Annotated in this window: 10 protein-coding genes; 3 read left to right on the top strand and 7 right to left on the bottom strand. The window is 61.1% G+C overall.

Going from position 1 to position 13,439, the window contains the following annotated elements:
* Window positions 1-49: 49 nt before the first annotated feature.
* The 3 genes from WDU96_RS02590 (at window position 50) to WDU96_RS02580 (ending at window position 4,653) form a co-directional block, all read left to right on the top strand.
* Window positions 50-1,591, top strand: coding sequence for a helix-turn-helix transcriptional regulator (locus WDU96_RS02590; RefSeq protein WP_337336922.1), 1,542 nt, complete (start codon window positions 50-52; stop codon window positions 1,589-1,591).
* A gap of 154 nt (window positions 1,592-1,745) precedes the next feature.
* Window positions 1,746-3,830, top strand: coding sequence for an ABC1 kinase family protein (locus tag WDU96_RS02585; RefSeq protein WP_337336921.1), 2,085 nt, complete (start codon window positions 1,746-1,748; stop codon window positions 3,828-3,830).
* The gene (locus WDU96_RS02580) at window positions 3,820-4,653 is read left to right on the top strand and encodes a tyrosine-protein phosphatase (protein ID WP_337336920.1); all 834 of its coding nucleotides are present in this window, start codon (window positions 3,820-3,822) and stop codon (window positions 4,651-4,653) included. Before WDU96_RS02585 ends, WDU96_RS02580 begins: the two co-directional genes overlap by 11 nt.
* A gap of 10 nt (window positions 4,654-4,663) precedes the next feature.
* Here the strand turns inward: WDU96_RS02580 and WDU96_RS02575 are convergent, their stop codons facing one another.
* The 7 genes from WDU96_RS02575 to WDU96_RS02545 all read right to left on the bottom strand — a co-directional run bounded on the left by WDU96_RS02575 (window position 4,664) and on the right by WDU96_RS02545 (window position 13,394).
* Window positions 4,664-5,611 (bottom strand): DMT family transporter, encoded by a 948-nt coding sequence (locus WDU96_RS02575; protein ID WP_337336919.1) that lies wholly within the window; start codon window positions 5,609-5,611, stop codon window positions 4,664-4,666.
* Between the two features lie 20 nt (window positions 5,612-5,631).
* Complete coding sequence (locus WDU96_RS02570; protein ID WP_337336918.1) at window positions 5,632-7,350, bottom strand: cation:proton antiporter; 1,719 nt, start codon at window positions 7,348-7,350, stop codon at window positions 5,632-5,634.
* Between the two features lie 27 nt (window positions 7,351-7,377).
* Window positions 7,378-8,049, bottom strand: coding sequence for a GAP family protein (locus WDU96_RS02565; RefSeq protein WP_337336917.1), 672 nt, complete (start codon window positions 8,047-8,049; stop codon window positions 7,378-7,380).
* Window positions 8,050-8,093: 44 nt separating this feature from the next.
* Window positions 8,094-8,759 carry a hypothetical protein gene (locus WDU96_RS02560; protein WP_337336916.1) on the bottom strand — a complete coding sequence of 222 codons (666 nt, stop codon included), beginning with the start codon at window positions 8,757-8,759 and terminating at the stop codon, window positions 8,094-8,096.
* 106 nt (window positions 8,760-8,865) lie between these two features.
* Window positions 8,866-10,275, bottom strand: a complete 1,410-nt coding sequence (gene gad / locus WDU96_RS02555; protein ID WP_337336915.1) for a glutamate decarboxylase — start codon at window positions 10,273-10,275, stop codon at window positions 8,866-8,868.
* Between the two features lie 92 nt (window positions 10,276-10,367).
* A complete protein-coding gene (locus WDU96_RS02550) occupies window positions 10,368-11,651 on the bottom strand; it encodes a metal-dependent hydrolase family protein (RefSeq protein WP_337336914.1) in 1,284 nt (427 codons plus the stop codon).
* 180 nt (window positions 11,652-11,831) lie between these two features.
* Window positions 11,832-13,394 carry a helix-turn-helix transcriptional regulator gene (locus WDU96_RS02545; RefSeq protein WP_337336913.1) on the bottom strand — a complete coding sequence of 521 codons (1,563 nt, stop codon included), beginning with the start codon at window positions 13,392-13,394 and terminating at the stop codon, window positions 11,832-11,834.
* Window positions 13,395-13,439: the final 45 nt, after the last annotated feature.

The following is a 13,439-nucleotide window of genomic DNA, read 5'->3' as shown; positions in this document are numbered from 1 at the left end:
ACGTTCGGGTCTCTCGGGAGCCTACTCCGCGGCCCGAAAGTAGAGCCAGGTGAACCTCAACGATCCAGACACCGCAAGAGAAGAACTTGACCGGGCCGTCGACTCGGGCAACCCAGAGTCGATCGCTCAGATCGCGATGTTCCACGTCTGGCCGTTGCTCAATTCGCACACAGAAGCACTTATTGCAGCTGTCTCCGACCTCGATCCTCCAGTTCTGGAGCGGTACCCGGCCTTGCGCATCGTTCATCCGATGACAGCGGCAATCGCGCGCACATCTCGCTCGGCGAAACCACTGCTTCACTCAGACAATGGGCGAAAGATGAGCCCAGAAGAGATCGACTTTGTTCTGCTCACCCAGATGATCGCTTTCCGCGTGAGCGGCGAACTGGAACCTGCCCTGACATTTGCGAAGCGGTTGAACGACCGAATCACGCAGACTCGTGTCGAATCACGTGACCGGCTTGATGGCCCACTCTGGTTCTTCCGCCTTCAGATCGGAGCGACGCTGCTCGCCGCGGGAGACACCAGCGATGCGTTGCTCGAGTTCGCGACCGCCCGTCAACTCGGCAAGCTCTCAGCACAGCAGGACGCAGAACGCACTGCAGTCGGGCGAGTGGCGTTGGCGCATGCCGTGCGTGGCGCGCTGGGCGATGCGCAGCGCGCGCTCGACCGTGCTCGGGAACTTCCCGCACCCTCATACGCGCACGCCACGGCGAGCATCACCACCGAGCGGGCCGCTGCGGCGCTCATAGCCGCTGATCAGCTGTCAGCAGACCTCGACGAACAGCTGTCGCTGCTTGAGCCCTACGACGCTAATGACCTCATTTGGCCGTTCGCGCTTCTCGCTCGTTGCCGGGCGCTGCTTGCGCGAGATCAACCGGAGCATGCGCTCGAGGCACTGCGCCTGGCACGAGGTAGCCACCCGGTACACCCGGGGTCGTTTGCCTTCGACGTGATCAGCGCAGCATCCATCAAAACCCTGTGCATCACCGGAGATCTCACCGCAGCCAGAAGGCTCGCCGATGAAGCGCGCGGCGCTGGCATTCTCACCTCGATCGCGTCGGTGCACCTCTTACTTCGCGAGAACCGCTTCGACACCGCCGCCGATGAGCTGCGGCTGCTCACCAAAAACCCGACGCTGGGGCCTGCACCGCGTGCCGAGTGTGCACTCCTGGGGGGATGGCTTGAGTTGGCACGCACAGAAGAAGTCTCAATCGACACCGCGCTACGGGTGTTTCGTCTCGTTCGCAACCCCGACAACGCGCGTCTGCTGACGACGCTGCCGCGCCAACTGGTCGAAGCGGTGCATGCACGTCTGCCCGCCGAACTCGCGAACGAGCTCGAGAGCATGACCGAAGGGCGGTCTTATTTTGAGATGCAGATCCGGCCGACGCTCACGCAGGGCGAGTTGCGCGTTCTGAACGCCCTGGTAACCCACAGTTCCACCGCCGAGATCGCATCGAGCTTCTTCGTGTCGCCCAACACAATCAAGTCACAGCTGCGATCGCTGTATCGAAAACTCGACTGCAATACGCGCGAAGAGGCGATCAGCGCCGGAGCACGACTGCGGTTCCTCTCGCCCACCGGCTAGCTCCGCATCGTCGCGGCTCGAGCAAGGCACCCGCTGGGGTGACAACCGGGTGACTGCCGCAATCGCGCATGAGTACCGAGGGGGTGAAACCATACCCTGAACGGCAAGTCCGATAGGCGCTTCGAAGTACGGTCGAGGCAGCCTAGGAGGTCCGATGTTCGGCACGGTTCCCATCATTGTCATCGGCGTGGTCTTCGCCCTGAGCGCGGCGTGGATCGCGCAACACGTGTTCGGCACCCCCATCGGATGGATACGCGCGATTCTCTCGGCCGGTGTCGTGTACGCGATCACAGTACCGCTGGCGAGGGTCGCGCTCGAAGCGAGTGATGTCACTGCCGGTGGACAGTTCGATGTGTCGAGTGCGATCGGCATCTTGTTCGTAGCTGTGGCGCTCGGCTGGCAACTCGCCATCGCCGTCACGGTCATCATGCTGTCTGAGCTCTTCTGGCCTTCTGACCGCGGATGGCATCCGATTCGTGCGGCGAAGGGCATCATTCGCCGACGAAAGCGCATGCTTCGATACGCGCAGACGCTGCGTATCGCTTCGAAGCACGGGCTGAGCCTGTATGGAAGTCACCGGCGAGGCGAGGAGCAGGATGTGCCGACGGCGCTCGTTGCCGCGATGAACGAGGCCGGCGTGACGTTCATGAAGGTCGGGCAGGTGCTATCGACTCGCGACGACATTCTGCCTCGCGAGTTCACCGAAGCATTCGCGACACTGCAGATGCAGACATCACCGATGTCGTGGCAGACGGCCAAAGCAGCGATCGAGGCCGAGTTGCCTGGCGCCCTCGAGGAATCGTTCGAGTGGGTCGATGAGAGACCGCTAGCGACGGCGTCTCTCGCCCAGGTGCACGCCGCCCGGCTTCAACCCGAAGCAGGCGCGGAGCAGGGTGCAAGCGTCGTCATCAAGATTCAACGACCCGATGCTCGCGCGTCTGTGAAGATCGACTCCGACATCATTGTGCGCCTAGCAGCCGATGCCGAGCGCCGCGCGTCGTGGGCGCGAGCGTGCGGGCTGAGTGCATTGGCGACCGAATTCACGCGCTCGCTGGCCGAAGAGCTCGACTACAGAATTGAACTCGCAAACACAGAACTGCTGCGCGCGACGCTTGCGCAGTCGGATGTGAAGACGATTCACGTGCCGGCAGTGTATGCCTCGCTGTGCGGGGAGCGCATGATGGTGCAAGAGCGCGTTGAGGGCGTGCCCTTTGCTCGCATGAATGGCACACTAGCGGACGACATGGTGGCGGGCGGTGGCGTTGCGCACACCGAAACATACGCCTTCGACGCGCACGTGGTCGCTGGAACTTTCGCCGCCACTGCGGTCAAGCCATTTCCGACCGCCCGCGAGATTGCCGACTCTCTCGTCGACACTGTGTTCGAGCAGATAGCAGTTCGAGGGGTGTTTCACGCCGACCTTCACCCCGGCAATATCATTCTCAGACCTGATGGCGAGATCACACTGATCGACTTCGGCTCCGTCGGAGTGGTTGAGCGCAGCATGCGACGCATGCTCATTGCGATGATGTCGGCGATGGCCGCTGAAGACGATATTGCGCTGACTGATCTGCTGCTCATGATCGCTGCGGATGCAAGCGCCGGCGGTGATATCGACCGCGCTGCCTTGCAACACGAGATCGGGGTGATCTTGACGCGTATGCACAACGGCAGCACCGATGCGAGCATCTTCCGCGATGTGATCGATGTGCTGCGCCGCCATCAGATGTCGCTTCCGCCGGGACTGGTGTTGGTGTTTCGCACGATCGCCTCACTCGAGGGCACGTTGCGTCTGCTCGTTCCGGATTACGACATGGTCGATCGCGCGATGTCTCGCACACCTCACTTCCTGAGGGTCGGTTTCGACCCGGCCGAGATGCTCGCGGAGGCTCAGGTGAAGATGCAGGTCGTCGGCGAGCAGCTGAGGCGGCTGCCACGCCGGATTGAGACGTTCGCAAGTCAGCTCGAGAACGGCACCTTCGGGATGAGCCTGCGCATGTTCCGCGACCCGTTCGAACGCGGGTGGATCGCCTCACTCGTCGGGCAGCTGACGACAACGCTCGTGGGAGTCGCCCTCATCGTCACCGCCGTCGTTCTGCTCATTTCAGGCGGCGGCCCGCTGCTGACCCAAGACGTCGGCTTGTTCGCGTTCATCGGGGCTCTGCTTGGATTGGCGGGCATGCTATTGGTGCTGCGCGCACTGCGCACATCGCTGCGGAGGCCCGTCGATGGTGCCTGATGTCGCTCCCGTCAATCTGTCTACATCCACCTATGGACGACGAAAGGTCACCATGATCAGCGGACTGTACAACTTTAGAGACACCGGCGGCACGGCGCGGTCAGACGGTGGCACCACGGCGGTTGGAGTGCTCTACCGCTCAGACGCGCTGAACGCGCTCGATACCGTCGGCGAAGAGCAGGTCGCGGGCACCTCAATCGGTGTCGTGGTCGACTTTCGAACGCCCCAGGAGCGCGAGGCAGCTCCCGACCGACTGCCTGAGACACGCACGTTCCGGGCCGTAGAGCTGCCCATTCTGTCGGGCAACATGGTGGCGCTCATGCAAGACGCTGTGTCGAACCCGACTTCTGAAACGGTCGCTGAAGCCATGGCATCGATTCCGACCCTGGGCGAGCTATACGTCGACATTCTCAGCCACAGTGGCGCCGACCTCGTGCGTGTCGCTCAAATGGTCGCGGCAGTCAACGACGATGAGCCGACCGGCGTGCTGGTGCACTGCACGGCGGGCAAAGACCGCACCGGCGTGGCTGTTGCCATCATCCTCGAAGCCGCCGGGGCCGCGCGTGACGCCGTTGTCGCAGATTACGCCCAGTCTCAAGCGAACTTGGCCGGGCCTTGGGCTGACGGGATGCTTCACGCTATGGAGTCATTCGGATTTCCAATCACGCCGGCACTGCAGACCCTCGCCACCGCAACGCCTCCCGATGCAATCTCGGCTGCTCTGGAGTGGACCGACGAACACCACGGAGGACCGGCAAACTATCTTCTCTCTGCCGGACTGACGCAGGACGAACTGAACCGTCTGCGCAAGAGGCTCTCGTAGTCGGGTTCCCTCAGCTCGTGTTCTCGTCGTTCACGAGCTGAGGGGACGACTCGTACGCGTCAACCGGTTCGCGTTCTGCCCGCGACAGCATGAGCACGCCAGCGGCAGCTGTCACTCCGCCAACGGCGAAAGCCACAAACGCCCATGGCGGCGCGGCGCTCGCCTCACCCAGAACTGCAATACCCATGATCACGGCCACCGCGGGGTCCACAACAGTGAGTCCGGCCAGCACAACGTCAGGTCGATTCGCCACATGAGCCCGCTGCACGAAGTAGATCGAAAGCCCTCCGGCAACCCCGATCCCGACTATGCAGCCAATGGTCAGCACATTGGTGCCATCGAAGTCGAAGTCCCGTGTTCTCAGGGCCGTCTGAATGCGCAAGATCACGGTTTTGCCCAGGGTAGCCACAAACGCTGAGAACACTCCACCCAGCAGCACCCACATGATCGGCGGGGCCCCCACACGACGATCCACGATGAGAAAAATCACCGCTACCGCGAGCACACCACCCAAGACAACGAGCACCGCGATCAACTGCGCATCGTCGACGGCATGCTGAGTGCTCACGAGTGCCGCCACGGTGACGAAGATGGCCACGCCGATCACACACACCGCTATCGCTAGAAGCACCTGTTTGGTGGGACGCTTCTTGAGCACAAATGCGGCGATGAGTGTGGCGAAAATGAGCGATGTCACGCCAAGGGGCTGCACGACCATCAGCGGCGCGAAGACCAACGCGGCCATCTGCAGCAGAATTGCACACCCCAGCATCACTGCGCCAAGCAACCACACGCGGTTGCGCACAAGCGACATGGTGGGCACCGCTACGCTGACCGATCCCGACCTGTTCCGTGAGGATTTCACGCCACGCGACTGCAGAAGGTTTCCGGCCGAGAGCACGGCCGCTGAGACCAGCGCGAGGGCGATCCCAATCATCGGAAAAGACTCGGCAGTCATGTGATACTCGCTTCCTAGATTCAGGTCTCGTTGCCGAGCCGCAGTCGCACACTGAGCTCAGAGGCATCGAGCTCATCAAGGACGTATCGGATCGCGGTGGTGCTGTACTGCCCCGTCTTCGAAATCTGGTGCAGCCGCTGGCGCATGAATACGAGGATAGCGAGGCGCACTTCGCTGGACCTCGGGTCTGGGTCGCCAACAGTCAACGCCAGCGGATCGATGGTCGCCGGGGCGAGCTCGCTCAGGATGTCGGCAGGCAACGGCGTTCGGTCCGGACGACGGATCTGGCCGTGACCGAGCGCTGTCGCTGCTTCGTCTCGAAGCGCTTTGCCCAACTCACGAATCTCTTCTCGCGGCAAGCCGTCGCCACCCGGATCTCGAAGACCGAGCCAGCGCGTCAACGCCGGCAGCGTCAGCCCCTGCACGAGCAAGCTTCCTGCCGCAACCAGAAATGCCACCAGCACCAAGAGATCTCTTTCGGGAGTGTCTCTGGGCAGCGTCTGCGCCGCAGCGAGCGTGACCACTCCCCGCATTCCAGCCCACACGATAATCACCGTCGGCTTCCACGTCAGCGGCGAAGCCTCGAAATAGTCGATGTCGGCGCGAGTCTTGCCGGCGCGTTGTTCAGCATCGCCCCGCGGCGAAATGCGTGTTGCTCGTTTCATTGCGCGAGTCGCGCGCTCATAACGTGCTGGTTCTCTCGTGTCTTCGTGAACGCTCAACCGAGTTCTGGCGTTCTTTTTGACACGCCAGGTGTGAAAACGAATCAGCGGCGCCACATACGCAGCACGCACCGAGATCAAGATGATGAGCGCCACCGCAGCGATCCACATTCCCCGCCACAGCCCACCATCCGATGACCGGTTGCTCTCGAGGATGCCGTAGAGCTCAAGCCCCATGATCAAGAAGACTGCGCCTTCAAAGACGAACTCAATCGTCCGCCAATTGAGCTTGTCTGAGATGCGCTGTTCTGGGGTGAGCCACCGAATCGCGCCCTGTCCCACGACCACACCGGCCGCGACGGCCGCAACAAGCCCCGAGCCGCCCACTGCCTCGGTCGGCAAGTACGCGAGATACGGCACGGTGAAGCCCATTGCGGTGTTCGCGACGGAATTATCGATCCACGCCCGCGCGCGAAGCGTCAGATAGCCGATGATCACGCCAATGACGCTCGCCGACAGCACCGCCCAGGCAAACGAACCGAGTGTGCTCCAGATCGAGAAGCTCGCCGCGGTAGCGGCGATTGCGGTGCGCAATAGAACAAGCGCCGTGGCGTCGTTCAGCAGACTCTCGCCTTCGAGAAGAGCGACGACTCGGCGGGGAACCCCGAGTTTGCGCACGATAGAGGTCGCTACGGCGTCGGTGGGGCTGAGTATTGCACCAAGTGCAACCGCCAGTGGAAAACCCAGGCTCGGAATTGCCCACGAAAAGAAGCATCCAAGCACCAGCGAGCTGATCACGACGAGCATGACAGCCATGCCACTGATCGCGCCAAAGTCGCGCCGTAGCTCGATCGCGGGCGCAGACACAGCGGCCGAATAGAGCAACGGCGGCAGCACCCCGACGAGAATCAACTGCGGCTGCACCAAGATTGGCGGAACCATGGGAAGAACGCTGATGCCCACCCCGACCAGAACCAGAAGGAGCGGCCCCGCCACGCCCAGGCGCGAAGCGACGGAGTTGACGACGACGATCACGATGACCGCGACAATCGTCACCTGCAGCAGTTCTACCGACATGAACACTCCTCGTGAAGTCTCGAGATTTTATGACACAAGGTCGGCTACCCCCGCACCGATCAGCTTGGCCCCCAGAATCAAGAAGAGCACGGTCATAATGACCGCGTGGTTGCCGATCAGCCAATCCCGCAAACCTGACAATCGCATCTCAACTTGGCTCGGAGCGATCACACTGATCAGCCAAGGAATGGTGATCGCCATCACCCCGATCACCCCGAAGATCAAGACCACAGCAACCACCTCGTGAACGACAAGCTCGGCCTGCGATATTCGGCCACTGGCGGCGAAAAGCAGCGGCAGATCTTTCGGCGACAGCGGCCCTGAAATGAGGATGCCGACAATGAATGCCTTCCACACAGTCATGCCGTCGATGGCGTTCATCCACTGCGGGGTGCCCGTGTGAGAGCGTCTCTGCCACTGCCGAACCGCCATGACGACCAGGAACGCTCCAAGCGCGACCTCAACCGCGTCAATCAGCAAGTGCGTCGCAGATTCCTCATCGTCGGCGCCGGCAGAGCGGCCGATCACCACCAAAGAGCCGACAAAGACGATGCAGAAGAGGTAGCTGCCGAGCATGAAAGCTGTGCCGTTGGTGCGGCCTTTGCCCGAGGTCGCCATAAGAATCACGGCGACCATCGCGATCGGACTGATGGCAACAGCGACACCGAGAGTAAGAAGGTCTGCCAGAACATGCAACATGAGTGCCCTGCGGTCTTCTTACTGCGCCGACGCGCGTTGCGGCGCTAGCGGCGTTGCCACTGCGGCAAGACGATAAGTGAGGTGAGGAAGAAGCAAATGGCACCGATGAACGTGCCCCAGTTCGCCAATGCGCTATTGACCAGATCGCCGTCAGAAAGCACGTATGCGCCAACCGCCGAGAATCCGAACGCGACGCAGCCGATGAAGTTGATCAGCACCGACCACCAGTTTCTGTGGCCGGGGTCCCACAACCGGGCGACGCGCGAGTATGCGACAAACGCCAGCACACCACTCACGAGAAACGCCACGGAACCGCCGGCGTCAGGATTCCACACGAAGCGGTCTTCGGCTGAAACCGACTTGGCGTACAGCGCTGCCGTCGTGCTGATGTTGAACATAATCGTGCCAAAAGACTGGGTTGCGGCGGTCAGCCACTCAGCGCGCACCATACGACCAGGAGCGTAATCGACGTCAACGCTCACCGCGCCGCTGAGAAACAGCTGCATGAGACCCGCTGCCGTGAAAAACCATGCGCCGACGAAGAAAGAGAGATTCGAGAGGTTTGTTCCCATAAGGGTGCTGAGCCCCGGCGCGGAGCCGAGCGCAAACAGCGAGGAGCCAATCATGAAGCTCCAGCTCTGCTTTGTGAGCGTAGGAACAAAGACGGAGCTTCGCCGCTTCTCCATTGGTGCCACGTTCGCGCTGCTCATGTGATGCCTCCATGTAGTACTGGGTCGCCCTCACCGAGGTGAGGGCCAACAGGGTGAAGCGTTCGGGGAGAGCGCCGTGCTGGCCCTCTCCCCGAACGCTTGTCTGCTAGTGGTGGAAGTGTGATCCGTTGCTTGCTTCGAGCGGGAGTGGTGCTTTGAGGGAGTCGAGGAATTCGACTTCGCCGCGTATGTCGGCAAGGAGCGCGGAGGCGAGGTCGTGGCTGAGTCCGACTTTCACCACGATGCGCTGCAGCACCATGTCTGACATGTCATCAGCCATCGGGTATGCCGGCACCAACCACCCCTTCATACGCAACCGGTCGGCAAGGTCGTACAGGCTCCAGTTCTCGGTGTGTCCGTCTTTCAAAACCCACGCGAACACCGGAATGGTGTCGCCCTTGCTGACCAGATCGAACGCACCGATCTTCGCGATCTCGGACGACAGGTACTGCGCCACGTCCAACGAGTTCTGCTGCACAGCACGGTATCCCTCACGACCCAGACGAAGGAACTGGTAGTACTGCAACAGCACCTGCGCGCCCGGACGCGAGAAGTTGATCGCCAAGGTGGGCATATCACCACCGAGGTAGCTGACGTGAAAGATCATGCTCTCGGGCAACACAGCCTTGTCACGCCACACCACCCAACCCACACCCGGATACACCAAACCGTACTTGTGTCCCGAGGTGCTGATGGAGTTCACCCGATCGATCTTGAAGTCCCACTCAAGCTCGGGCTGGCAGAACGGGGCAACCATCGCCCCCGACGCACCATCCACATGGATCTTCACATCAAGACCCGTGTTCGCCTGAATCTCATCCAGCTTCTTCGCGATCGCATCCACCGGCTCGTACGCACCGGTGAACGTCTGACCCAAAATCGCGACAACACCAATGGTGTTCTCATCGACATACTTCTCCAGCTCGAACCCGTCCAACACCATGTGATCGGGGGTGACCGGAACGAAACGTGCTTCCACTTCCCAGTAGTTGCAGAACTTCTCCCACACCACCTGCACCGCCGCCGACATGATCAGATTCGGCTTATCAAACGGCTTGCCCTCCGCCTTACGCTTCTCCTGCCAGATGCGCTTCAACGCCAAACCGCCCAGCATGCACGCCTCAGACGAACCAATCGTGGACGTACCAATCGTGTCGTCCACATTCGGAACATTCCACAAATCAGCAAGCATCCGCCAACAACGCTCCTCAATCGCTGCCGTCGCCGGATACTCGTCCTTATCGATCATGTTCTTATCGGCCGCTTCGGCATACAACTTCTTCGCCTCATCGTCCATCCACGTCGTCACAAACGTGGCCAAATTCAAACGACTATTGCCATCCAAAATCGCCTCATCATGCACGATCTGATACGCCGTCTCAGGCAAACTCGGCTGATCAGGCATCACGAACTTGTCAAACTCCGTCGCCTCACCCGGCCGAACAAAAACCGGATTCACGCTCAACAACGAATCGATATTGGTGCTCTGACGAGCCCTGCTGGTATTAGAAGACATTTCTTCCTCCTATTGTCGGGTTGTGGTGGGTGTCGCGACGTGCCGAAGGGGGCGGCGCGACACCTCGAACGGTGGATAGAGGCGGTTCGTGGTCACAGCTGGTTCTTGACGACTTGGCCACCCTTGACGATCAATTTGAAGTTCGTCTCGGGGTCGCCGATCAGTGACAGATCTTGCAGAGGGTCACCGTCCACCAGAATCGCGTCGGCCCACGAGCCTTCCGCGAGCACCCCGAGCTTTGCACCGCGGTAGGTGTTGCGTTCGCCGGCGAGTTCGAACAGCTCTGCGTTCCCCGAGGTCAGCATCTTGAGAGCTTCTGCGTTGGTGTAGAACTCGCCCAAACGTGCTGCCATCAGGCTCTGGCGAGGGGCTGACTGAGGTTCGAGAAGCAGATCGGTGCCCCAGGCGGTCTTCACCCCATACTGCTTCGCCCAGCCGTAGACCTCTTCTGTGCCGTGGCAGATTTCGGTGTTCTTGGCAGCGCGAACAGGGTCAGGGTAGTGGTGATCGTCTTCAGCGAAGGGCTGCATCGACAACCAAGTGCCGGTCTCTCCGATGCGCCGGATGGTGGCTTCGTCAGCGAGATGGCCATGTTCGATCGACTTGACGCCGGCATCGATTGCCCGGGCGATCCCGGCCGGAGTGTAAACGTGAGTGGCAACGTACGTGCCGTAGTCTTCTGCAGCCTGCACCGCAGCACGAATCTCGTCGCTGGTGTACTGCAGTGTGTTCAGTGGGTCATACATGGATGCTGCGCCGCCCCCAAGCGTCAGCTTGATCTGCGTTGCGCCATGCTTGAGTTGCTCGCGAACGGCGGCGAGTACACGAGGCACTCCATCGGCCACACGCGTGAAGTGGATTTCCTCCGTGCGGCTCGGCTTGCCGCCGAACTCTTCAGGAACGTCGTAGACGAACGAGAAGTCAGCGTGACCCGAGGTCTGGGAGATCATGGCTTGGCTCGGAAAGATCCTCGGGCCTTCGAAGGTGCCGCGATCAATCAGTGCCTTGACCGGTGCAGCATCGCCCCCCATGTCACGCACCGTGGTGAAGCCACGCATGAGCATGCGCTTGGCTTCAGCAATCGTGTTGCCATAGAGAGAACCTGTCGGACCCTGGAGAAAATCGACCATTGAGTTCGCGTTTCCCATGAGGTGCACGTGGGCATCGCTCAAACCCGGCATCAGGAACTTGCCTCCTCCGTCGATCTCGACGACGCCGTCGGACTGGTCGCCAGCGACGGGCGACGAAGAGACCGCCACGACGTGCCCCCCTTCGATGAGCACATCAGCGTTGTCCTGCGTGCGGTCGCTGATGCCGTCGAAGACTCGAACATTGCGGACGATGATTCTTGAGCTGGAATTGATTCCGGTGGCCATGCTGGCGAGACTACGGCGGTCGAGCCGGTTGCCTCCGGGCTAGCAGACCTTTTTAGCCCCGTGCTTCATCCGCGAGATCACCCACGTCATCACCCCGTCGAGCAGGCCGCGTTACTCAACGACAAATACCGCTTGGCGGCGCGCCCAAGAGGCGCGTCGCAAAGCGGCATTCGGTGTGTCTCAGACGCGCTCTCGAACGAGCTCACTTTCGTCGTGAACGAGATGCAAACGCGACCCGACCTTCATCGCTTCGTCGCGAGTCGAGCAGCCGAGCTTTCGGTAAAGCGATTTGAGCTGGGTTTTCACGGTGTTCGGCGAGACATGAAACGCTGCCGCGATCTCGGCCGTTGTGTCATACGCGGCGAGTGCGTTTAGCACTCGTTGTTCGCTCCGGGTAAGCGTCGGCCTCGCTCTCAGCTCGAAGTTTGCGAGGTGTTGCGTGGCCTTGGCAAAGTCGTCTGCTGCCATGCCGGACAGACGCTCGTGCACGCATTCGATGAGTTGTCGCGGCATAGTCCCGAACAGGCGCCGATTGTCGCGATTCTTCGCAAGTCTCACAATGTGCAGCACAGACTCTCGATCAATCGTCGCGGTGCTCGCCATTTCGAGCCAACCGGCCAGCAGCAACGCTTCGGTGCGCTGAGCTGGTCCGCACCTCTGGTCGTTCTCGAGGCGCCGCAGCCGGGCGCCCGCCTCAGTGAAGTTGCCCTCAATCAGTGCAACCCGCGCGGTCGCCAAATCGGTGAGTAGTCCCGATTTACCATTCAGCTCAGCAATTCTGCGCGCTCGAGGCACATCGCCCATTGCCAGCAGGGCCTTTATCGACATCGCGGCGATGACGTCAGAGGCATACGACCCGTGTTGAACCGGGTGCGCATCACTTGCAAGTCGCACCGCTTCGTAAGCGTCTTCGGGGCGCTGCTGGTGCATCGCTGCTCGAGCACGAGCGAGCAGCGCGAACGGCCAGGTCAGCTCAACGCTGTCATACGACTCGAGTTTCGCGAGCCGATCTTCAAGATCGTCAGATACGCGATCGACCCCGATCAGGGCATCCACAGTACGCTCCGACATCAACGCTGAAGCAATGTGTGCCGTGGTTGCGGGAGCGCATGCCCGTGCACTTTTGAGAGCCGTATCCGCGGCATCCAACGAGCCCCGCAGAACGTGTGCCAGCGCAGTTCTACCCTGTGCGAGGCGCTCTGCATCGGGTTGCTTTGAGAACTTCCCCAACTGACGCGCTGTCGAGAATTCCATGAGCGCCCCGGCCGAATCCCCCGCTGCAAGCAGGGTCGATCCAATCTGTTGATGGTAGAACCACAGTGGGCCATCGGCGCGACCACCGGAGTCTTTTCGCGCATGCACAACCCGCTCAGAGAGGCGGTGTGCATAAATCATCGCGGCGGCCACGTCGCCGCTTATTCGAAACGCAACCATTTGCACAAGGGTGGTCACGTCTAACTCGTCGGGCGTCATTGCCCGAGCACGATCGGGGTAGACGAGCGGTTTGAACGGTTGGGTCGTGCGCGCGAGCACCGGAGTCATCGGATGCAGCAGCTGCAATGCGGGAAAGCGTTCGAGCACAGTGGTAGGCAGCCCCGCAACCGCCTCTACGAGAAGCGCGCCGTCGTCACTGTAGAGCGGCCAGATGTTGTCCATCGCGGCGCGGGCGATCTTGTCTGCATCGCCCGATTTGATAGCTCGGTCAAGCTCGGTGCGTGCTCTCTCTGAATCATTGAAGTTCATCGCTGCCCTCGCAACTCGGTGCGCACCGTCGCAAAAGTGCGGCGG

It is taken from the genome of Microbacterium marmarense (genome assembly GCF_037204165.1).
Lineage (GTDB): Bacteria > Actinomycetota > Actinomycetes > Actinomycetales > Microbacteriaceae > Microbacterium > Microbacterium marmarense.
Note: the sequence above shows the minus strand (reverse complement) of the source record. Positions and strands in the feature narration are given on the sequence as shown.